The sequence below is a fragment of the Chitinophaga hostae genome (assembly GCF_018224885.1).
In the GTDB taxonomy this organism is placed as follows: domain Bacteria; phylum Bacteroidota; class Bacteroidia; order Chitinophagales; family Chitinophagaceae; genus Chitinophaga; species Chitinophaga hostae.
On the sequence record NZ_JAGTXB010000027.1, the window covers coordinates 31,313 to 54,452 of the forward strand.

Here is a 23,140-nt window from a genome sequence, read left to right on the forward strand (position 1 = left end):
GACTTCGTTTTTCGTATAGCCGGAAGGGATAGTGGCAGGCTGAAAGGCGTTTTTTTATATCCGGATCGCTGCAATTATCACCGATAAATTTGTTATATTGGGAGCAGCAACCGGCTGTTGTGTCGGAGCTTGTTATTGTTTTAACCATAGGGGTATGGGTTCAAGAGATGTCATTATTATCGGAGGCGGCCTTTCCGGCCTGACCAGCGCTATTCATTTATCGAGAGCTGGTTTACATGTAACCATTATAGAAAAGAATGCATACCCTTCGCACAAGGTTTGCGGGGAATATGTTTCCAACGAAGTGTTACCATATCTGCAATCGCTTGGGGCGGATCCTGCGGCATTGAATCCGGCCAGGATCAACCGCCTGATTATTTCAGACCATTACGGCAAAACCCTGGAAACGCCATTGCCGCTGGGCGGCTTTGGTCTCAGTCGTTATGCCTTCGACCGGTTCCTGATGCAGCAAATGCTCACCACAGGAGTGGAGCTGGTAGAAGATACCGTGACCAACGTGGTATTTGAAAATGACCGTTTTTTTATTGATACCAATGGTCATGGCGTGTTTTCCGCGCCGGTGGTGCTTGGCGCCTATGGCAAAAGGGCGGCACTGGATGCAAAGCTGTCGCGCAGCTTCATCAATGAAAAATCGCCCTGGCTGGCAGTGAAGGCGCATTACAAGGGAGATTTTCCGTCAGATACGGTAGGGCTGCATAACTTCGATGGTGGTTATTGCGGGGTATCCAAAGTAGAAGAGGATATCCTCAATATCTGTTATCTCGTGAGTTATGAAACATTTAAAACCTATAAAAATATAGGGGCTCACCAGGAACAGGTATTATACCGTAATCAGCACCTGAAAGATATTTTTGAAAACAGCGTCATGCTGTTCGATAAACCTTTAACGATAAGCCAGGTATGCTTTTCTGAAAAGGAAAAAGTAATGAATCATATTCTGATGACAGGCGATACGGCTGGTCTTATTCACCCGTTGTGCGGTAATGGCATGGCTATGGCCATACAAAGCGCGCAGATAGCATCGGAAAAAGTATTGCAGTATTTTACTGCTGATGTAAAGAACCGGTTGCTGATGGAACAAAACTATACAAAGGCCTGGAATAAAATGTTCAGCGGCCGTATGCGTACCGGCCGGGTTTTATCAAGGTTGTTCCATAACGAAAAGCTTTCCGCCACCATGATGAAGGGGCTGATCCTGTTTCCCGGCCTGTTGCCGGGCATTATCAGGCGTACGCATGGCAAACCTCTAAAAGCAGCTCTGGAATGCGCATAAACACCCGGCAAAGAAGTCAGGCGCCTGAAATCATGGATGATTTTAACATGGAAGGGGAATTACTGAAGGAAACATTAAAGAAAATAGCACAGATCAACCGTTTACTCGGCGGTAACAGGATCACACGAAAGGGAGTGGCCGCCCTCATCAAAAATATACCTGCAGGGCAACCCATCAGTATCCTGGATGTGGGTTGCGGTAATGGAGACATGTTAAGAGAACTGTCTGCCTACGGCAAAAAACAACAAAGGAATTTTTTACTTACCGGTGTGGATGCTAACCTTACTACGGTAACGCATGCACGGGAATTGTCAAAGGAGTATCCGGATATTGCATATCACTGTCAGGATATTATGAGCCCCGCTTTCGGGGAACAGCATTATGATATTATTTTATGTACGCTTACCTTACATCATTTTAAAGAGGCAGAAATCAGGCAGCTGATGGCGGCTTTTCGCCGACAGGCGAGGATCGGTATCGTTATCAACGATCTTCACCGCAGCGCCCTGGCAGTGCGCCTCTTCCAGCTGGTTTGTTTTGTGTTTAATTTAAACAGCATGGTCAGGGCCGACGGACAGGTATCGATCCTCCGTGGCTTTAAGAAAAAAGAATTGCATCACTTATCAGCAGAACTAAATATCGGCGCATACTCCCTGCAATGGAAATGGGCATTCCGGTATCAATGGATAATCAATAACATATGAGCGTTAAAATACAGACTGTCGCCAAAGCAATACCACCCTATACCAGATCTACCGCAGAAATACTTCCCTTTTTAGATATCTGGCTCGCCGGACAGGAGGACCGTTTTATCCGGAAAGTGAAGAAGATTTTTGAGAATGCCGGCGTGGACAAGCGCTATTCTATCATGGGACCTGAGGAGGTATTTACCAAAACAAGTTTTGAAGAGAAGAATAATATATACATGCGCGAAGCCATTGTATTAGGGCGCAGGTGCATGCAAAGCGCGCTGGACAAGGCAGGGCTGAAAGGCACTGATATCGATTATATCATAACGGTGAGCTGCACCGGTATCATGATTCCTTCCCTGGACGCGTACCTGATCAATGAGTTGCAGCTCCGGCAGGATATTACCCGGTTGCCGGTCACTGAAATGGGGTGTGCGGCCGGTGTGTCGGGCATTATTTACGCCAAAAAAATGCTTGAGGCCAACCCGGGGAAACGTGCGGCTGTTATCGCTGTGGAGTCGCCTACCGCTACTTTTCAGTTAGAGGATTATTCCATGGCCAATGTGGTGAGCGCCGCCATCTTTGGCGATGGTGCTGCCTGTGTGATCTTATCGTCGCATGGGGAAGATAACGGACCGGAGATCATTGCAGAAGAAATGTATCATTTTTATGATGCGGATTACCTGATGGGTTTTCATCTTTCGAACACCGGTTTGAAAATGGTGCTGGATATAGAAGTACCGGAAAAAATTGAATCACATTTTGGAGATATTGTTCACCCGTTCCTGGCAAAAAATAATCTGACGATCGCGGAAGTAGATCACCTGATCTTTCACCCTGGCGGCAAAAAAATCATCAACCTGGTAGAAGAGCTGTTCCGGAATATGGGCAAGAAACTGGACGACACCAAAGAAATTTTGCGCTTATACGGCAACATGTCGAGCGTTACGGTGTTATATGTATTGGAACGATTTATGGAAAAGCCATTGCCCAAGGGAGATAAGGGGCTGATGTTGAGTTTTGGTCCGGGTTTTTCCGCACAGCGAATTTTATTACAATGGTAAAAGAGTTTAATAGTTACTGGGCGCTGATATTGGGAGGGAGCAGTGGTATGGGGCTGGCGTCGGCCCGTAAACTAGCCGCACATGGGATGAATATCTGTATTGTACACCGTAATACCCGTGTGGAGTTACCGGTAGTGGAGCAGGCTTTGGGAGATATCAGGGCCTTCGGGGTACAGGTTATTTCCTTTAACATAGATGTGCTGAACAGTGAAAACCGCACGGCGGCCTTGTTACAGCTGCAATCCGCGATGGGAGCGCAGGGTCGTATCCGTTGCTTGCTGCATAGTATTGCCAGAGGTAATCTCAAAACATTGCCTGCATTACAGGCCGATGATTTTAACAGCACCATCCAAAATATGGCGGTAAGCCTGTATGAGTGGGCGGCGGAAATACTACACAGGCAACTATTTACCGCCGACGCGCGTATCCTTTCTTTTACAAGCGATGGTAGTTATAAGGCGATGGAGCACTATGCGGCGGTGTCTGCCGCGAAGGCGGCGCTGGAAGCTATCACCCGGAGTATGGCACTGGAATTTGCAACACACGGTATCCGGGCTAACTGTATCCGCGCAGGCATTACTGATACGGCATCCCTGCAAAGGATTCCGGGCAGCGGGGCGTTGCTGGAGTATGGGCAGGCACGTAATCCTTTTCACCGGCTTACCACCCCGGAAGATGTGGCAAACGTGGTATACCTGTTATGCCGGGATGAAGCAGCATGGATCAATGGCGCCATTATTCCCGTTGACGGAGGAACGCACATTCATTAGCTATGACAAAGGAAAAAGTTCTCCTTCATTTACCATATGCGCCTCCCTTTTTATTTGTGGATGCGCTGGAATATATTGATGAGGAAAGGGTAACGGGCACGTATATATTTAAACCGGATCTGCCTTGTTATGAAGGGCATTTTAAAGGACAGCCGGTTACGCCGGGTGTACTGCTTACAGAAGTGATGGCACAGGTGGGCCTGGCTTGTCTGGGTATTTACCTGTTGAGAGACAGCATACAGCAACAGGTCCCTTCCGTAGCCATGACTTCCACACAGATCGACTTCTACCGGCCTGTTTCTCCGGGGGAAAAAGTAACAGCAACAGCGGAGAAAATATATTTCCGGTTTAATAAACTGAAATGCCGTGTAGCGTTGTATAATGCTGCAGGCGAGTTAGTCTGCGATGGTATCCTTGCAGGCATGATCATTAATCGAAGCAATGAGTAACAGGGTTGTTATAACAGGACTTGGCGTTGTATCGCCTAATGGCGTTGGGGTAGCGGCTTTCCGCGAGGCTATAAAAAAAGGTATAGCCGGTATCCGTTATGAAGCGCAAATGGCGGCGCTGCAGTTTTCCTGTTGTATTGGCGGTACGCCGGATGTACCTGTTGCTTTGCAGCAGCAGTATTTCGACGAACTGGAGCTCAAACAGCTGAGCAGCTCGGGCATTATTTACGGTGTGATAGCAGGAATGGATGCCTGGGCAGATGCGCAGCTGACGGTGCCGGAGGGCGACAGTCCCGACTGGGATAGTGGTACCATTTTTGGGGCCGGTTCTTCGGGGGTAGATAAATTCCGGGAAGCCATTTATAAGGTAGATGAATTGCAGGTACGTCGTTTAGGCAGTACCGCAGTTACGCAAACGATGGCCAGTGGTATCAGTGCTTACCTGGGTGGAAAACTGGGACTGGGTAACCAGGTAACGACCAATTCTTCTGCCTGTACCACCGGTGCAGAAAGTGTACTGCTGGCATATGAACGGATTAAGCATGGTCATGCAAAACGAATGCTGGCGGGAAGTACCAGCGACAGTGGTCCGTATATTTGGGGGGGCTTTGATGCGATGAAAGTAAGTACATTCAAACATAACGACCAACCGGCGAGGGGATCAAGACCTATGAGCGCAACCGCCAGTGGCATAGTGCCTGGCAGTGGTGCCGGAGCGTTGTTACTGGAATCGCTGGATAGTGCGCTGGCACGCGGCGCTGTTATTTATGCAGAGGTGCTGGGCGGCAATATCAACTCAGGCGGCCAGCGTAACGGTGGCAGTATGACAGCCCCCAATTCCGCGGCGGTACAGCGTTGTATCCGGGATGCGGTGCAGGCGGCCGGTATATCTGCTGCCGACATAGATCTGATCAACGGGCATCTTACCGCTACCGGGAAGGATGCCGAAGAAGTGCGCAACTGGTGTGAGGCATTGCAACGAAGCGGGAAGGATTTTCCATATCTCAATGCGTTAAAGTCGATGGTGGGGCATTGCCTTAGTGCATCAGGCAGTATTGAACTCGTAGCAACTGCCCTGCAATTGAAAGAAGGTTTTGTATTTCCGAATATCAATTGTGAAGATCTGCATCCGGAAATAGCAGCACTGGTAGATCCTGAGAGGATTCCGCAACAACTGTTGTATAAAGACATACATTTGGCAGCGAAAGCAAGTTTTGGCTTTGGAGATGTAAATGCCTGTATTATTTTAAAGCAATATCCGCAACCATAAACGATATAACATGGATAAAGTAGCATTCATTGAGCAACTAAGAGAAATAGTAAAGCCCTACGCAAAGAACCAGGCTGCCCTGGCAAATATCAACGCATCCACTGATTTTATCAACGACCTGAAAATTAATTCCGCCAACCTGGTAGATGTGGTGCTGGATGTGGAAGAAAAATATGATATCGTTATCCAGAATGAAGAAATGGAACGGATGCTGAATGTGCAGGCAGCCATGGATATTGTGGAAGCAAAGCTGAGTGAAAAATGATCGGCAACGACATTGTAGATCTTGCGCTGGCGGCACAGGAAAGTAATATCCACCGCCGGGGTTTCATCGACAAATTATTTTTGTTGCATGAAAAAGAAATGATTGCCACAGCTTCACAACCGTCCGTCATGGTATGGCTGTTGTGGAGCTGCAAAGAAGCGGTGTATAAGATTGTTCACCGCGCTACCGGTGAAAGAAAGTTTGCCCCCTGGGAATTTGCATGCCGGCTGTCAAGCAGTTATGATGATGAGGGGACGCTTCCCCGGGAAATGTCCGGCCGTTTTATGGTATCATCTCCGGCATCAATGTCTGGTATAGTTGTTCACCAGGAACAAACCTACTATTTTCAAAGCCGCATTATTCATGACTATATCCATACCTACGCAGCAGTGAGTCCGCTGTTGTTAGCGCAGATGCGCGTTTTCGCGGGTTCCTATGCTGTTGCTCCATCGATACTTCCATCAGCTGCTGTATTATACAAAGATGAATCCGGCATACCGTATATACTCGACCGTGAAACAGGCATAGTAACACCCGTTTCACTGAGTCATCACGGCAAATACTTCGGGATGGCAAACATGCCCTGATACTTATTTGACATTTTTATCCAGGTAATTTTTCAGATCAACAATATAGCCGTTAAAGAAATCTTCAATTATTTTTTTATTGGCGGGATTCACTACTTTACCGTTAGCGTCAAAAACGCTTTCGGGATACGCTAATTTATTGTTGATGTTCCGGGAAGTAGCTGCACCCAAAAGGCCGCCACCGGGCGATATACTGCTTTGTGTCCTCCCTTTCCCCGGTTGAACAAATTTATATTCATTAAAGGGAACATCATTTTCGGAAACCACATCATTGCCAGGGCTTATCACAAGTTTGGCATCAAAAATAGTTGAAAAAATTTTGGAGCTGCGGCTATAACTGACAAGCAGCGTATCTTTTAAATCTGTGACCACTGCAATATATGTCAGAGATACCAGGTCGGCGCCGCATTTCACTTTATCTCCGATCGTTGCAAAATCCCGGTAGGCCAAAAACGTCTTTTTTATATCATTGGTATAATCCAGTTTAAGTCCGCGATGGCTTTTTACATAATTCACAACAGCATCATAAAGTTGTTCTTTCGTTTTACCTGGATAAGCCAGTTTTATATATTGCGGATCATCGCCTGTAGGCTGCACTTTACCAATGTAGCCTCCGGCAGATTCATTTATTTCGGGCTTTACTTCAAAATATCTTTCCTGTGCATGTAAGCCGGAACACAGGAATATAAAGAGGAAGGGGGGTACTGCTAAAATATTTTTCATAAAACAGGAGTTGGGGTTATTAATTGCGGCTGTATTTGCTGTTGAAATCTACTTTAGTAATCACGCCGTTTTTGTCTACATATACTGTTGTGATGGTAACATACTGGCTACTCCACCTGGTATCTTCGGCCGACCTTTGTCCGGTTATCACCGTTTGTCCAAATCCATTTGTGGCTGTTTCGATATAACCTGGGGTATAGCTGCCTCCGGAAGTATTGGTCACATTTTCATAGACCACTACCTGCCCACCGGTTTCATCGGTAGCTGTTCGGGTAGGCGCCCCCCAGCTTTTATACAACGTGGAGAGTTTTTCCCCCACCCATGATGCCTTCCAGGCTTCGCGGTTATAAATGCCCCTTTTAAACTCGGCATAGTATTTATCCTCTGCATAGCGTTGGGCTAACGCTTCTTTCGTTTTTTTGTCGGGTTTTGTTTCCTGTGCAAAAACGGATGTTCCTGCAAAAAGAGAAATAACAAAAAACAATGAATAAATCGGGTTCATAATTTTGTTTTTTTTTAATAAGGAAGTTTTTACAAATTTAATTTTTATGCCGGTTTCCGACCACTTATCCCTGATTTTTAACCCTTGGTCTGTTTTGTTTGTAGGTATGTATGAACATAATGATAAAATACTCTTATATTGCAATAAGATAGTATAGAAATGGTATTTTTTAATGACCGATCTTTACCGTGATACAATAGAAACAACCAATAGCTATAGTGATTGATCATCGGCCGGAGGCCAATTTAGCACCGCGATCATCAAAATGAGTGTGCAATGAACGTTTAATACTGAAGATATATGTTCCAACGTTATGTCAGACTGACTGCCTGTTTTTTGGCGGGGCTGTACGCATGCAACAATGCGGCTACGTCCGATACGCAGGAAGAAAAGCTCCCTGAAATTGTAGATTACAATTTTAATATCCGGCCTATCTTATCAGATAAGTGCTATGCCTGTCACGGTCCGGATGCGAACAAACGGGAAGCGGGGTTACGGCTTGATATTGCCGACAGTGCTTACAAGGCACTGAAAGAATCGCCCGGTTTGCACGCGCTAGTACCGGGTAACCCGATGGCCTCTGCTGTGTATCAGCGCATCAGCACCAAAGATACCGCTATGCGCATGCCACCGCCTTCCTCTAATATGGCGCTGACGGCTTACGAAATAAAATTGATTGAAAAATGGATTAAGCAGGGTGCGCAGTATAAACCGCACTGGGCTTTTGTGGCCCCGGTGGTGCCTGCATTACCCAAAGTAAATAATGAGCAGTGGCCGCATAACGAGATCGACCGTTTTGTGCTGGCACATATGGAAACAAAAGGGCTGGAACCTAACCCGGTAGCGGATCATGAAAGACTCCTGAAGCGTCTTTGTTTTGACCTTACAGGGTTGCCGCCTTCTCCGGAAAGAATGGACCGCTTTGCGAAAGATACCAGCGAACAGGGATACGAACGGATGGTAGATGAATTGCTGGCAGACACCGCATATGGTGAAAAGATGGCCATACACTGGATGGATGTGGCGCGCTACGCCGATTCCCATGGTTACCAGGATGATAACTATCGCAGCATGTGGCCCTGGCGTGATTGGGTGATTCATGCCTTCAATGAAAATTTGTCTTACAAAGAATTTATAACCTGGCAACTGGCAGGCGACATGATGCCCAATGCTACCCGCGAACAATTGCTGGCGTCAGGTTATAACCGCAATCATAAAATAACGGAAGAAGGCGGGGTGATAGATGAAGAGTATCGCATTGAATATGTAACAGACCGTACCAACGCTTTTGGTAAAAGCCTGCTGGGTATTACAATAGAATGCGCGCACTGTCATGATCATAAGTATGACCCGTTTTCACAGAAAGAATATTATGAGCTTTTTGCCTTCTTCAATAATGTGAAAGAAGTAGGATTACAATCCACCGTAGGTGGTCCTGAAACATACGCCAAAACACCTTACATGGAGATCACTAAAGAAGATCTCAAAGGGGTATTAAATTTTATCAACAAGCAGGATACCAACAAGCTGATCGTATCGGTGATGGGAGAACGGGATACCACGCGGAAAACGTATATCCTTGGCCGTGGTAACTACGACAATCCTACACTGGAAGTAACACCGGAAACGCCGCATTCGGTGCTGCCTTTTGATACCAAACAGTATCCTGCAAACCGCCTGGGCCTGGCCGGTTGGTTATTCGACAAACGTAACCCGCTCACTGCAAGGGTGTTTGTAAACCAGCAATGGCAGGAAATATTTGGCAGAGGCATTGTAAAAAGTACGGGCGACTTTGGTATGCAGGGAGATCTGCCTACTAATCCGCAGTTGCTCGACTGGCTGGCAACTGATTTTGAGCAACACGGCTGGAATATAAAAAGGCTCATGAAGCAAATGGTGATGTCGGCTACTTATCGCCAGTCGGCAGTAGTTTCAAAAGAAAAATTGAAAGCTGACCCGGAAAACATTTATCTCTCCCGGGGGCCGCGGTTCCGCTTGCCGGCAGAGCTGGTGCGTGACCTGGTGCTGCAAAGCAGTGGTTTGCTGGTGCATACTGTTGGCGGTCCGAGTGTAAAGCCTTATCAACCCAAGGGCTTATGGGAAATGGCTACCTCTGGCAGGGGAAGTTTAGCTACCTACAGGCAGGATCATGGAGAAAGTCTTTATCGCAGAGGGTTATACACATTTATCAAACGTACTGTTCCGCCACCATCCATGATGATCTTTGATGCGAGCAACCGTGATCAGTGCGAGGTGAAGCGAGCCAACACCAATACGCCGTTACAGGCGTTGATCATGCTGAATGATCCTACTGTGTTGGAAGCCTCCAGGGTACTGGCTTCCAGGCTGCTGCAAAAAGATAATAACAGCACCCGGAATATTGAGCAGGCTTTCCGCCTGATTGTTTGCCGCAAACCGCAGCAGCAGGAAGTAGCCAGGTTACAGAAATATTATGACCAACAACAGCAGTTGTATAAACAACAACCGGCCAATGCCGTAAAACTGCTGCAGCATGGTGAGTACCCGATGGCCGCTAATCTTGACAATGCTTCGTGGGCAGCCATGATGCAGGTAATCACTACTATTTATAACCTGGAGGAAACGCTGTCAAAAACATAACCGCGGAGTCACCTTTTCAAATATAGGAAGATGAAAAACGAATTCATAGAACATCACCTGAATATGAACCGCCGGAAGTTCTTGTCCCGGTTGAGTTTGGGCGTTGGTAGCCTGGCGCTCGGTTCATTACTGATACCGGATATTTTTGGAAAAGGCGGGATGGAAGAAGCGCCGTTTATCCCGGGTGTGCCGCATTTTGCGCCCAAAGCGAAAAGGATTATTTATCTTTTTCAAAACGGGGCGCCTTCACAGCTGGAGAGTTTCGACTACAAGCCTAAGCTGCGGGAAATGATGGGGCAGGAGCTGCCCGCGTCTATCCGCGGGGGGCAGCGCTTAACGGGGATGACCTCGGGGCAGTCGTCGTTTCCGCTGGTAGGTTCCCACTACGATTTCAAGCAGTATGGTGAGTCACGTGCCTGGATCAGCGATCTGTTTCCGCATACCGCCAAGGTAGTGGATGATATCTGTATTGTACGGTCGATGTTTACGGAAGCGATTAACCACGATCCTGCATTAACTTTTTTCCAGACGGGCGCCCAGCAGGGCAACCGTGCCAGCTTTGGATCCTGGATGAGTTATGGTTTGGGCAGTGAAAATAAAAACCTGCCGGCATTTTGTGTATTGTTGTCGAGAGGAAAAGGTAATGGCCAGGGAGTATATTCCAAATTATGGTCGAATGGATTTTTAGAAAGTATTCACCAGGGAGTTCAGTTTAGCAGTGGCGAAAGCCCGGTGTTATACCTGAATAACCCGGATGGTATTGATATGGCCAACCGCCGGCAGATGCTGGATCAGCTGGCAGCGATGAATGACCAGTCGTACAAAGATTTTGGTGATCCTGAAATCAACACAAAGATCCAGCAGTATGAAATGGCGTACCGTATGCAAACAGCGGTGCCTGAGTTAACGGATCTTTCCAAGGAATCTGACGATATCATTAAGTTGTACGGACCTGATTGCCTGGTACCGGGCACATTTGCCGCTAATTGTCTTTTATCACGGAAGTTATCCGAAAGCGGTGTGCGCTTTATCCAGTTGTACCACCAGGGCTGGGATCAGCATGGTAACCTGCCCAATGAAATGGCAGGTCAGGCGAAGGATGTAGACCGTGCATCCGCGGCATTGATCACGGATCTGAAGCAACGCGGTTTGCTTGATGAAACGCTGGTGATCTGGGGGGGCGAATTTGGCCGTACCAATTTTTGCCAGGGTAAGATGACCGCCGATAATTATGGCCGCGACCATCATCCCCGTTGCTTTTCCATCTGGATGGCCGGTGGTGGCGTAAAGCCGGGTATCGTGTATGGCGAAACAGACGAGTTCGGCTATAATATTGTGAAAGACCCCGTGCACGTGCATGATTTCCACGCTACCGTACTGCATCTTATGGGACTGGACCATGAAAAGCTAACCTTTAAACACCAGGGGCGCCGTTACCGGCTTACAGATGTTGCCGGTAAAGTAATACCCGGATTGATGGCCTGATAAAATAGAAAACAGCATGGAAAGAAGAAAATTCATACAGACGTCAGCGTTAGTAACCGCCTCCTTTTATATTTCCCGTGATCTTTTTGCAAAGCCCAAAGGACCGGTATATGGCCATCATCATATGCGCTATGCCCTGGATACCAAATGGGGTACGCTCGACAGCAGCAGGTACCCGGTGAAGGACTGTCATGAAATGGTACAGGACAAAAAGGGGCGTATCATTTTGCTAACCAACGAAACAAAAAATAATATCCTCGTTTACAATAAATCCGGTAAGCTGTTGGAAAACTGGGGCCATGAATTCCCCGGAGCACATGGGCTTACGCTCAGCAATGAAAACGGTACCGAATTTTTGTTTATTACCGATACCGAAAAACACCAGGTGTATAAAACCAACATGAGTGGTAAAATACTGATGACGATTGACTACCCGGCGGAAACTGGTGTTTATAAGAAGAAGGAAGAGTTTGTGCCTACCGAAACAACGGTAGCGGCCAACGGTGATTTTTATATAGCAGATGGTTATGGCGCGCAGTACGTAATGCATTATGACCGTAATGGTAAATTACTCGGTTTTTGGGGCGGAAAAGGTACGGGAGATGAACACCTGGATAATGCACACGGTATCTGCGTGGATCATCGCAAAGGCGACCCTACGCTGATTGTTACCGACAGAACGCGCAATTGCTTTAAGCGTTTCAGCATGGATGGAAAACTGATGGAAGTAATTGCCTTGCCGGGAGCCTGCGTATGCCGCCCGGTAATAAAAGGTGATCATTTGTATGCGGCGGTATTGCGCTCACCTAATATGGATGCCAATGGCAGCGGTTTTGTAACGGTGCTGGATAAGGATAATAAGGTGGTTTCCAATATCGGTGGTACTGAGCCGGTGTATACCAATGGACAGCTGCAGCCAATGCAGCAAGCGGAAAAGATATTTGTGCATCCGCATGATGTGTGCGTGGACAATGATGAAAATTTATATGTGGCGCAGTGGAATGCGGGTAAAGTTTATCCCTATAAACTCAGGAGGGTATAATGATTTTGAAAAAGGGTTTTCGATGGCAATCTGCTGGCAGCAATGTATTGTATGCAGCTAATATTTTTATTCTCTTTCTATTGATTTTTAACGGCAGGGTGGTGTTGCCGTCATGGTTGCAGGTATTGGGACGTATGCATCCCTTGTTGCTGCATTTCCCGATTGTGCTGATCCTGGTAGCAGGTGTGCTAACGTTTATTCGTTTACGTGAGCCGGCCGCCGAATCGTGGAAACGGCAGTTGATGGCTATATTGCTGTTGGCTGGTGCGTTGAGTGCAGCCGTAACCGTTATCATGGGTTTATTTCTGTCGAAAGAAGAGGGATACAATGGCAGCGGCATCCTGCAGTGGCATAAATGGAGCGGTGTGGGTATCTGTTGGGTGGCTTCCGGTTTATACTGGCTGTCGCAATCCGCTGTGCCGAAGCTTTGGCTGCTGAAGGGCGGCGCCGCTTTTACAGCGTTGCTATTGGTCATTACAGGCCATTTTGGAGCCGATATCACACATGGTGAGAACTTTGTACTGGCGCCGGTAACGCCTGCCGGAAAAGGCCCGCAGGTGCCATTTGACCAGGCACTGGTATACGAGCACCTGGTGAAACCGGTATTGCAGGAGAAATGTATGAATTGTCATAACGCGGGCAAGGCGAAAGGGGAGCTGGCCATGGAGTTGCCGGAACAGTTACTGAAAGGCGGCAAAAGCGGTAAGCTGTTTGTGGCCGGGAAACCGGAGGTAAGCCTGTTGTTGGAGCGACTGCATATGCCGCTCGATGCCAAAAAGCATATGCCACCTGCCGGAAAGCCCCAGCTGACCGAGGAAGAAACGGCATTGTTATATTATTGGGTAAAATCCGGCGCCGACTTTAAAACAAAAGTAGCCGCTTTACCGGCGCATGATAGTTTACGTTTGCTGGCTGCTGCCATGCTGCACCCCGCTCCAGCGGCGGCGCCGGTGTACAACTTTGCAGCAGCAGATGAGAAGCTGGTACAAAAACTCAACAACAACTACCGTGTTATTTACCCGATCGCGCTGAATGCTGCGCCGTTGATTGTGAACTGTTATAATAAGGACCAGTTCAACAGCAAATCGATTGAAGAGTTGTTGCCGCTGAAAAAGCAGATCATTGAAATACACCTGCAGAAAATGCCGGTGCAGGACGCTGATCTGAAAGTATTGTCGCAGTTTGAACAGCTCCGGGTGCTGAACCTGAGCTTTACTAACCTGAAGGGACAAACGCTATCGGCACTGACGGCTTTGCGGCACCTGGAAAGTCTTTCCTTGTCAGGCACCGGCGTTACGCTGGCCCAGCTGCAGGCATTAAAAACGGCGCCCGCCTTAAAAGAGCTGTATCTCTGGAATACCGCGCTTTCTGCGGCAGACCTCCAACAGGCGCAAACCATCTTTAAACAGGCAACGGTCATCAAAGGTTTTGTGGATGATGGCAAGCAGCCGCTGAAACTGAATCAGCCGCAGCTATTGAATACTTCTGCCGTATTCGCCGGGCAGATGATGCTGATGCTGAAACATCCTATCAGGGGTGTAGCCATCCGTTATACAACAGACGGTTCGGCGCCGGATAGTATGAACTCACCGGTATTCAAAGACAGTTTGTTGCTGGAAGGAAATACTACCATCCGTGCTATTGCCTGCAAACAGGGCTGGTATGCCAGTGATCCCGTGCAGTATAGTTTTTCCAAATCTGCGTATACGCCTGACAGTGTGGTGCTTCTTACACAGCCCAATGGCACTTATTCCGGCAACGGCGCCAAAACGTTGACTGACAAACAGAAAGGCGGGATGGATCAGGGCAATGGGAAATGGCTTGGCTATACCGGCGGAAATATGGAAACGATGTTGGTGTTTAAAAAAGCGGTGCCTGTCAAAACAATCTCGGTAGGCATCTTAAGAAATATTAACGGGTATATTTTCCCGCCCACTAAGGTAGAGGTATGGGGAGGTACAGATGCCCAACACCTGAAACTGCTGAAACGTATTATTCCTGCAGCCGGCAAGAAAGACGATCCTGCCGCCAACATGGATATAGAATGCAGTTTCCCCGTTACTACTGTTTCCTGTGTAAAGCTGATCCTGCAGCCGATAGATAAACTCCCTGTATGGCATCCCGGCAAGGGAGGACACGGATGGGTATTTGCAGATGAGGTGCTGTTTAATTAGCTGTTATAATTCGCCTACCTTTACCAGGTAACCGTAGGGGATAAACAGATGAAACAATACAGATACGAAGAAATAGCAGCGGATATTGAAAGTAAAATAACCGGGGGGCAATATCTCCCCGGTCATAAACTGCCTTCAGTACGGGCACAGAAGGAACGTTATCAAACCAGTTTGAGTACGATACAAAGTGCCTATGATGACTTATTACTGAAGGGACTGGTGGAGAGCGTGCCCCGGTCGGGTTATTTTGTACGCACCCGCCCGGAGCCGTTGCCCAAAGCAGGTGAAACAATGCTGATCAGGGACCCGGTATTCCGGAATAACCTGGCTGCCATTACATCAGAGAACCTGCAACGCAGCGCCTTATCGGAATTTAATGTGGCCGCCCCCGGGGATCTGTTATTGCCGCAACAACTGTTACTAAAAACCATGCAGCAGGTGATCCGCGAAAAAGGCGCCGCGCTGTTGAAATATTATCCCGCCAATGGACTGGCTGCATTGAGAGAAGCGATCACCAAACGCGCAGCCCACTATAACACCCGTTTACAAGCCAACGAATTACTTATTACAGATGGCGCCCTGCAGGCGATCTATATTGCTTTGTCGGCCGTATGCGCTCCCGGTGATGTGATTGCGATAGAGAGCCCCTGTATATTTTCTGTGCTGGAGGTGATCCGGGTATTACGGTTGAAAGTAGTGGAAATCCCGATCCAGCCGCGCACCGGTTTTGATATTGCCGCATTGCAGGCCGCCTGCAGCATACATGCGCTTAAAGCGGTGGTGGTAACGCCCAATTTTCATAATCCTACCGGAGCGCTGATGAGTGATGAGCAGAAGCGGTGGCTGTTGCAGGTGGCGCAAACCAATAACATGGCGATCATTGAAAACGATATTTACGGCGAACTGTTTTTTAACGGTCAGCGGCCATGTACGATCCGTTCTTTCGACAACAGCGGCCTGGTGATGACCTGTTCTTCCTTCGCCAAATCGCTGGCGCCAGGTGTGCGCCTGGGCTGGTTGTCGCCCGGACGATTTTATTCCCAGGCAGAACAGATCCGTTTTGCCATTGGCAGCGCGGTATCGCCGGTGTACCAGGAAACGATCCTGAGAATTGTGGACAGCAGTGCCTACGAAAAACATCTCCGTACCTTCCGGCAACAATTGCAGGCCCAATGCAACCAGAGTTTACGGTTGATAAAAGACTATTTTCCTGCCGGCACAAGGGTGGCAAAACCGCAGGGTGGTTACCATCTATGGGTGCAGTTGCCGGAGCAGCAGGATACCGCCTCATTTTACCGCTATTGTGCACAGGCGGGTGTGCGGTTTACACCAGGATCAGCATTTTCTTTCAGCAACCGGTACGACCAGTATTTCCGGCTGGTATTTGCAGATAAATATACCCCGGCAAAAGAAGCGGCTCTCCGCAAAGCGGGCGCTTACGCGGCTACGCCCCGGTGATGACTGTACCGTTTTAATTTTTCTTCACTGTATCTTCCGGGGAAGCCTGCTTCGGCTACTTTCGCAGCTCATTCTTCAACAGACCTGATATGAGCACAGTATTCACTACAAAGTTTGCAGTAGCATCCGACAAGATGATCGCTGAACTGTTATATATGACCCGTACCCGCATGGAGGAACATCCGGGTATTACCACAGATGGCCAGTATACCAAGAAGATATTGGTAGACAGCATGAACAACTTTTCCAGCCAGTGGTTGATAGTATATGCAGGCGACGAACCTGCGGGCTTTGCCCTTCTCACGGATGGGGGCAGGCGGCCCGCATCTCTGGAAAATAAAAAAGTTGTTCAGCTGGCGGCTTTTGCCGTGCTGAAAGCTTATGAAGACAGCGCAGCGAACAAATCATTGCTGGAAAAATGTTTATCAGTATACAAAGGGCGGGAGGCTATATGGGCGGAACCGGAAGCGGTACGGGAACAGCGGTCATTCCTGGAAGCCGGCGGATTTGTAAAAGCCGGGGATTGGTTGGTGTTTGGGTTTTAGCTTTGGATATTGAAAGATGAAAGGTTATTTTTAGCTGTTAGAATGCTAAAGCCCTTTGCTATGCTAAAGTCCACGTTTCCTTTTTTCCTGTTAATGATTTCTTTTAGTTTCCCTGTTTTTGCAGGACCAGGTAAGCCTGTTAAAGTTGCCTGTTTGGGTGCGAGTATCTGCGCCGGCGCCAGGCTTGCAAATCCTGAAACAACATCATACCCCGCCCAGCTGGGGCGCTTGCTGGGAGCTGGTTACCAGGTAACCAACTACGGTGTGAGCAGTACCACCCTTTTGAAAAAGGGTGATCATCCCTACTGGAATACCCCGCAGTATAAAGCGGCGCTGGCCAGCGAACCGGATATTGTACTTATTGATCTTGGTGGTAACGATAGCAAGCTGGTGAACCGTGTACACCTCGATGAGTACGAACAGGATTATCACGATATGATCAAAGCCTTCAGCGCGTTGCCGTCGCATCCGCGTATCCTGTTATTACAGCCGGTGGTTTCTTTTGTGAAGGATACCACACAGATCTGGAATCCGGTTATTACACAACAGATTTTGCCAAAAGTAAGACAGGTAGCTTACAACGACCAGGTGGAACTGGTGAACCTGAACGCATTGCTGATAGGCAAACCCGCGTTGGTGCCTGACGGCATACATCCGGAACTGGAAGGAACTACGCTGATGGCGAAAACGCTGTACGAAGTGCTGCATACCGCAAGAGACACTGCGTTTCAACTGATCGATAAATTGCCGGGCGAGAAAAAATTATCTTCCTTTTATGGTTACCGTTGTGCCGACTTTACCTTTAACGGCCGTAATTGCAAAGTGGTAGCCCCTAAATCCGCTGCTACCGGTCATCCCTGGATATGGCGGGCGCGGTTCTGGGGTCATGAACCGCAAACAGATATTGCTTTGCTGGAGAGAGGTTTCCATGTAGTGTATTGTGATGTGGCAGAACTATTTGGCAACCAGGAAGCGATACAGCTATGGAATAGTTTTTATGCGCTGCTGCACAAAAACGGCCTGGCGTCCAAAGCGGTGATGGAAGGGATGAGCAGGGGAGGGATCTACATATACAACTGGGCGGCTGTAAATCCGCAGAAAGTTGCTGCCGTGTATGCAGACAACCCGGTAATGGACCTCCTGAGCTGGCCAGGCAGCCAGTTTAAACAGCAGCAGCGTGGCCGGAACGAGTGGGAAGCCTTTAAAAAGGATTACGGATTTAAAACAGACAGCGCTGCATTGGGATTCAGGGGAAGCCCGTTATACAAGGTGGCTGCCATCGTAAAAGGTAAATACCCTATGCTGCATGTACTGGCTGATGCAGACTCCGTTGTACCGCCGAACGAAAATACGCTTCCCTTTGAAGAAAAAGTTCGTGCTGCCGGCGGTAATATAACGGTAATGCATAAACCGGGGTTTGAGCATCATCCGCACAGCTTTCCGGACCCGACACCAATTGTTGATTGGATACTGAACCAGCTTTTAGCTGTTAGCCATTAGCTTTTAGTAGATGCAGCGAACCAGCTTTTAGTCATTAGCTTTTAGCTTTTAGTGAATGCAGAGAAGATTATTATTTGTTGATCTTCGCTGCATTCACTAAAAGCTAAAAGCTAATGGCTAACAGCTTCTCCAGCTTATACATTTTATGAAAGGTATCGTAGGTGAGCAGCTCGGTATCTTTCTTGAAATGAACATCTATCTGATCCGGGAGTGTAGGATGGTCTGCAAATGCCTGTTTTACATTCCAGGCGGTAAGCGTTTGTACGTTGCCGTTATTAGCAGAGAAATAATACTTAAACTTTTGTTCAGGTCCTTCTTTGGGAGAGGTGGGAATTTTTCTTTTATACAATAGCAATTGCGGATGGTTATTGAGTACCAGGTAGCTATGGTTGCCTATTATCCTGTACACTTCCCCATTGGTGAGCTGGTAGGCAAATATCTCATTTTTGTTCAGATGCAGTTGTTCGCCTTTATGTTGGATGGTGACATAACTTTTTGGCACAAGCGAATATAGTTTAATGACTGGTGTGCTGTTCCCGTCGGAGATATAGGAGAGTTGTTTATTCAGATAGTCGTTCAGCGTTCGATAAATGCCGGTTATCTTTTTCTGCGCGCTGGCCCCGATGCTGATGCACAGCAGTAGTAATATGATGCCTGTGGTATGCTTTAATCCTTTCATGATACGTTGTTTTATACGAGCTTATTTCATGCCGACAATATATTGATCCGATGTCTGCAACATACAAAAAAAATCCCGGAACAGAAATAGAACGCATATCCCTTGCCCATCCCTGAACACCACTGTATCAAAACCGGACACTCGCTACGGATCTGATAACTATAAATACCTGATTAGCAATCCACTTTTTTCCGGCATTTTTTTAGCCGGGTTTATCGCCTGATTAATTGGTAAAAGCTTCGTAGCAAGGCTATGGAAGCATATATAACTGAATTGTTCCTGTATGAAACAAACCCATTTTTTTTCGCTGCTGCTGAGTATTCTTTTGATATCGTTGTGTGCGCAGGCGCAATACATCGAACGTATTACCTTTGATGCAAAGGATAGTGCCAATGGTTTTTACCTGGCTGTTCCTCCCCGGTCAAAAGATATCAAAGGCGTGCTGGTGGTGTTATCTAATTTTTACCAGTTAGATGACCTGGTGCCTGAAACGAAGCTGCACAACGTGGCTTATGCCAATGATCTGCTCACGGTTTTTGTTTCTTTGCAGTTGCATCTGTATGCCGACAGTACCACGATTGGCCGCATCAATACTGTGTTACAGCATGTAGTAACAAAATACCATACCGATACTACGAAGTTTGTGTTGGCAGGACATGATTTTGCCAGCAACATTGCATTGCGCTACACGGAACTTACCCGCCAGTATCCGGCTGATTACCCGTTGCAGCCCAGGGCGGTATTTACGGTGAGCGGTCCGGTAGACCTGGTAAGTTTATGGCATTGGTGTGAGCGATTTGTGAAAAGAAATGACAGCCCCGGACAACAAGGTGATGCGGGTTATCTGCTTGATTATATGTCCCGGGAAAATGGCACGTTGTATAAGAATCCCGGCCGTTATAAATGGCTGACACCATTTAACCGGGAAGATACAGCGGCAGGCAACGAGGTGTTTCTGCAGCAGGTACCGGTGCGCATGTATTACGACACGGATATTGCGTGGTGGCTGAAGGAAAAGCACAACAGTTTATTTGATATGCATATGGCCGATGCCACAGCGCTGCTAAACAGGCTGCAGTTATCGGGCAATAAAGCTGTGTCTTTTATTGCTGCGAAGCAGCCGGGTAAACGGGTCAATGGTGCCCGGTATGGGGATGCGTTTTCTATTGTAGATGAAGTGGAATGTATACAATGGATCAAAAAGCAATTGGATATTTTTGATCCGGTTAATTATGAACCGGCTTATAAACTGGCTACGCCGCAGCACTGGGCTGTTGAACGCTTTTCGTTCCCGATAGCGTTTGCGCCGAAAATCCCTTATAACGGAGTGGAAGATGTACGTTTTGCTCCGGGCTGGGGTGATAGCAGCAGCGTGGAGCACTGGACTTATGCATTTCTCTGGTGGTTGCAGGGACAACCAGCTATTAATGCAGCTACGCTGAGCGCTTCACTGACAGATTATTATAACGGACTTGTAGGCCGTAACATTGACCAACGGAAGATTCCCGCCGAGAAGGTAATTCCCACAGTAGCCAACATCAAAAAAATAAAGACAGCGGCAGGTGACGCCGAAACATATGCCGGCACAGTAAAGATGCTGAATTACCTGGTGCAACGGCCTATGGTGCTGAATTGCGTGATTCATCTAAAAGTATACAAATTAAAACAACGTACAGCGTTATTTTTTGAGCTATCACCACAACCGTTACAACATACTGTGTGGGAGCAGATGGAGCAGCTCTGGAGTGGTTTTTATGTGGAGTGATACTATTGCCAGCCGTCGGAACAAAGCAGCTCAAATGTACCTCCGTTCATAAGATCTTTGTGGGAAAGGATTGTGCTATGGTATTTTTTCCCATTTCTTTTAACCATGGCAATAAAGAACGGATGATGCTTTTTGAAACCGGTAACGGTTAATGTGGTGGTAGTATTGGCGCCAGTTTGAATGGTCACTTTTTCAAATAATGGCCGCACGAGTGAATATTCCGGCGCTACCGGGTTCACAGGGTAAAATCCCATAGCCGTAAATACATACCAGGCGCTGATCTGACCAGCGTCGTCGTTGCCGCATAAACCACCGGGTCCCTCGTCATATTCATTCCGGGTAATGGCATCTAAATATGTTTGGAGCGGTATTGTTTTTCCTATATAGTTATAAAGAAAAGGAATTTGCTGTCCTGGCTCATTACCATGCCAATATTCTTTTTTCTCAAAAATGCTGTCCAGCGCCTGTTCAAATTTTCGTTTACCTCCCATTGCCTTGATAAGCCCCGGAATATCGTGGGGTACATAAAAGCTGTATTGGCGCGGTGTTCCTTCGGTAATGAAAAAAGCTTTTTTATCAGGATCCGGGTGCTCATACCACTTTCCGGAAGCATAGCGCCCGTTGGCATAGCCAAGTTGAGGGTCAAATACGTTGAGATAGTTTTTGGCCCTTTTTTGCAGGATGTTGTAGTCTGATGTTTTGCCCAGTGCACGGGCGATGGTCGACAATGCGTAATCATCATACGCATATTCCAGGGTACGGGACACCTGTTCTTTGCCATGAAAAGCATAAGGTACGTTATCTTCCAGCGGAACATAACCGTACCGCAGGTAAGAGGCCAGTGCCCTGCGGCCTTTACCTTCCTGGTAGTCGGTGGCGCCGGCGGTATCAAATGCATTCTGCCGCATGAGGCGATAGGCTTCCTGCACATCATAATCGCGTATACCTTTGTTATAGGCAGAAGCAATAAATGGGATGGCATGATCGCCGATCATGGCGGCGGTGTAATTATTCCAGCATGGAAAGATCGGCAGCCAGCCGCCTTGCCGGCCTTTTAGTATCAGCGACCGTACAAAGTCATTTACCAGCTGCGGATCCAGGATTTCGTACAGGGGTAACTGTGCCCGGTAAATATCCCACATAGAAAAGTCGTCGTAGTAATTACCGGTGGTGAGTTGTTTTACTTCGTATGATTTGGAAAACGCAGGGTAGGTGCCTTTTACGTCGTTGAAGAGCCGCGGATGCTGCATGGTATGATACAGGGCGGTATAGAAGATACGTTTATTTTTTTCTACCGGGCCTTCCACAATAATTTTATTCAATGCCTTGTTCCAGGTATCGTTGCCGGCTTTTGTTTGTGCGGCAAAATCCCAATGGTTAATTTCCGCTTCCAGGTTTTCGCGCGCAGCGGCGATGCTGGTAAACGATGTACCGATGCGCATTTTCAATATGCTTCCTTTATGTACCCTGAATTTCACCACCGCCCCGATGTTGGATTGCGCTTTGATGCTGTCGGCCGGATAGATGTTATTTCCGCTGAATACTTTAGGGTCTTCGAAAGCAGTTTCAAACCGTACCACGAAGTAGCCACTGAACCCGGCGGCTTGTCCCTGTCCCTGGTAGATGCGATAGGCGGGATTGTAACCGGAGATCTCGTTATGGGCGGCGTCTATGTAAACGGCTCCTTTACTGCGGTCACTGTTGGGACGAACAATCATGTAGCAATTATCTTCTTTACCAAAGCTGAACTGCATCATGCTGCAACGGGCAGTGGCGGTTACTTCTGCCTTTACCTGGTATTTATCAAGTGTAATGCCATAGTAAGAAGGAGTAGCTGTTTCCGAAGCATGTGAAAACGTAGCGGCGTACTCGTTAGGATCCGTTTTTAGTTCCCCGCATACGGGCATAATGGTGAAACTGCCATAATCCTGTGTACAGGAGCCACTGAGCCAGTGGGTGCCCCGGAAGCCGCTGAAAAGACTGTCTTTATAGTAATAGGGCGCTACGCATTTCTGCTCCGTGAGCCTGCTTTGCGGAGTCCATTGCGTCATGCCGAAAGGCGTGCCCACTGCGGGAATAGTATTGGCCAGTTGTTCTGTCCCGGCGCCGTGTTTCAGGGCGGTGATGGTGGTACTGTTAGCTGTTCCGGTAAGTGGATTTACATAAGGGAGGAGTTGTTTGGTTTGTGCAGCGGTGGCTATATAACTAACCGATAAGCATAAAATAAAGAAGATGCGCATAGGTGCTGAGTTTTCTTATT

Annotated in this window: 20 protein-coding genes; 16 read left to right on the forward strand and 4 right to left on the reverse strand. The window is 47.7% G+C overall.

Features of this window, described 5'->3' with window-relative positions; all coding sequences use genetic code 11:
* Positions 1-154: 154 nt before the first annotated feature.
* The 8 genes from KE626_RS31930 to KE626_RS31965 are packed head-to-tail and all read left to right on the forward strand — an operon-like array spanning position 155 to position 6,388.
* Complete coding sequence (locus tag KE626_RS31930) at positions 155-1,294, forward strand: NAD(P)/FAD-dependent oxidoreductase (protein ID WP_211977146.1); 1,140 nt, start codon at positions 155-157, stop codon at positions 1,292-1,294.
* Positions 1,285-1,998 (forward strand): methyltransferase domain-containing protein, encoded by a 714-nt coding sequence (locus KE626_RS31935; protein ID WP_211977147.1) that lies wholly within the window; start codon positions 1,285-1,287, stop codon positions 1,996-1,998. Before KE626_RS31930 ends, KE626_RS31935 begins: the two co-directional genes overlap by 10 nt.
* Complete coding sequence (locus tag KE626_RS31940) at positions 1,995-3,047, forward strand: type III polyketide synthase (RefSeq protein ID WP_211977148.1); 1,053 nt, start codon at positions 1,995-1,997, stop codon at positions 3,045-3,047. Before KE626_RS31935 ends, KE626_RS31940 begins: the two co-directional genes overlap by 4 nt.
* Positions 3,041-3,817, forward strand: coding sequence for an SDR family oxidoreductase (locus KE626_RS31945; RefSeq protein WP_211977149.1), 777 nt, complete (start codon positions 3,041-3,043; stop codon positions 3,815-3,817). Before KE626_RS31940 ends, KE626_RS31945 begins: the two co-directional genes overlap by 7 nt.
* 2 nt (positions 3,818-3,819) lie before the next feature.
* Complete coding sequence (locus KE626_RS31950; RefSeq protein ID WP_211977150.1) at positions 3,820-4,266, forward strand: 3-hydroxyacyl-ACP dehydratase FabZ family protein; 447 nt, start codon at positions 3,820-3,822, stop codon at positions 4,264-4,266.
* On the forward strand, positions 4,259-5,536 hold the full coding sequence (locus KE626_RS31955) for a beta-ketoacyl-[acyl-carrier-protein] synthase family protein (RefSeq protein ID WP_211977151.1): 1,278 nt from the start codon (positions 4,259-4,261) through the stop codon (positions 5,534-5,536). Before KE626_RS31950 ends, KE626_RS31955 begins: the two co-directional genes overlap by 8 nt.
* A 10-nt stretch (positions 5,537-5,546) precedes the next feature.
* Entirely contained in the window at positions 5,547-5,801 is a 255-nt protein-coding gene (locus tag KE626_RS31960) for an acyl carrier protein (RefSeq protein ID WP_211977152.1), read from the forward strand.
* On the forward strand, positions 5,798-6,388 hold the full coding sequence (locus KE626_RS31965; protein WP_211977153.1) for a 4'-phosphopantetheinyl transferase family protein: 591 nt from the start codon (positions 5,798-5,800) through the stop codon (positions 6,386-6,388). The genes KE626_RS31960 and KE626_RS31965 overlap by 4 nt, the downstream gene beginning before the upstream one ends.
* Positions 6,389-6,391: 3 nt before the next feature.
* Here the strand turns inward: KE626_RS31965 and KE626_RS31970 are convergent, their stop codons facing one another.
* Positions 6,392-7,111, reverse strand: coding sequence for a hypothetical protein (locus tag KE626_RS31970; RefSeq protein WP_211977154.1), 720 nt, complete (start codon positions 7,109-7,111; stop codon positions 6,392-6,394).
* A 19-nt stretch (positions 7,112-7,130) separates the two neighbouring features.
* Positions 7,131-7,613, reverse strand: coding sequence for a hypothetical protein (locus KE626_RS31975; RefSeq protein ID WP_211977155.1), 483 nt, complete (start codon positions 7,611-7,613; stop codon positions 7,131-7,133).
* A 300-nt stretch (positions 7,614-7,913) separates the two neighbouring features.
* On the opposite strand from KE626_RS31975, the gene KE626_RS31980 reads away from it, so the two are divergent.
* The 7 genes from KE626_RS31980 (at position 7,914) to KE626_RS32010 (ending at position 18,436) form a co-directional block, all read left to right on the forward strand.
* Entirely contained in the window at positions 7,914-10,232 is a 2,319-nt protein-coding gene (locus KE626_RS31980) for a PSD1 and planctomycete cytochrome C domain-containing protein (protein WP_211977156.1), read from the forward strand.
* Between the two features lie 30 nt (positions 10,233-10,262).
* Positions 10,263-11,717 carry a DUF1501 domain-containing protein gene (locus KE626_RS31985; RefSeq protein ID WP_211977157.1) on the forward strand — a complete coding sequence of 485 codons (1,455 nt, stop codon included), beginning with the start codon at positions 10,263-10,265 and terminating at the stop codon, positions 11,715-11,717.
* Positions 11,718-11,733: 16 nt separating this feature from the next.
* Positions 11,734-12,759 (forward strand): NHL repeat-containing protein, encoded by a 1,026-nt coding sequence (locus KE626_RS31990; RefSeq protein ID WP_211977158.1) that lies wholly within the window; start codon positions 11,734-11,736, stop codon positions 12,757-12,759.
* Positions 12,759-14,933 (forward strand): FN3 associated domain-containing protein, encoded by a 2,175-nt coding sequence (locus KE626_RS31995; protein WP_211977159.1) that lies wholly within the window; start codon positions 12,759-12,761, stop codon positions 14,931-14,933. The genes KE626_RS31990 and KE626_RS31995 overlap by 1 nt, the downstream gene beginning before the upstream one ends.
* A 48-nt stretch (positions 14,934-14,981) precedes the next feature.
* Positions 14,982-16,391, forward strand: coding sequence for an aminotransferase-like domain-containing protein (locus KE626_RS32000; protein WP_211977160.1), 1,410 nt, complete (start codon positions 14,982-14,984; stop codon positions 16,389-16,391).
* Positions 16,392-16,480: 89 nt separating this feature from the next.
* A complete protein-coding gene (locus KE626_RS32005; protein ID WP_211977161.1) occupies positions 16,481-16,936 on the forward strand; it encodes a hypothetical protein in 456 nt (151 codons plus the stop codon).
* Positions 16,937-16,996: 60 nt separating this feature from the next.
* Positions 16,997-18,436, forward strand: coding sequence for a GDSL-type esterase/lipase family protein (locus KE626_RS32010; protein ID WP_211977162.1), 1,440 nt, complete (start codon positions 16,997-16,999; stop codon positions 18,434-18,436).
* 103 nt (positions 18,437-18,539) lie between these two features.
* Here the strand turns inward: KE626_RS32010 and KE626_RS32015 are convergent, their stop codons facing one another.
* On the reverse strand, positions 18,540-19,115 hold the full coding sequence (locus tag KE626_RS32015) for a hypothetical protein (protein ID WP_211977163.1): 576 nt from the start codon (positions 19,113-19,115) through the stop codon (positions 18,540-18,542).
* Between the two features lie 283 nt (positions 19,116-19,398).
* Between KE626_RS32015 and KE626_RS32020 the strand changes: the two genes are divergently transcribed.
* Positions 19,399-20,880, forward strand: coding sequence for a hypothetical protein (locus tag KE626_RS32020; RefSeq protein WP_211977164.1), 1,482 nt, complete (start codon positions 19,399-19,401; stop codon positions 20,878-20,880).
* 2 nt (positions 20,881-20,882) lie between these two features.
* Here KE626_RS32020 and KE626_RS32025 read toward each other — a convergent pair whose 3' ends face one another.
* Complete coding sequence (locus tag KE626_RS32025) at positions 20,883-23,120, reverse strand: GH92 family glycosyl hydrolase (RefSeq protein ID WP_211977165.1); 2,238 nt, start codon at positions 23,118-23,120, stop codon at positions 20,883-20,885.
* Positions 23,121-23,140 lie beyond the last annotated feature (20 nt).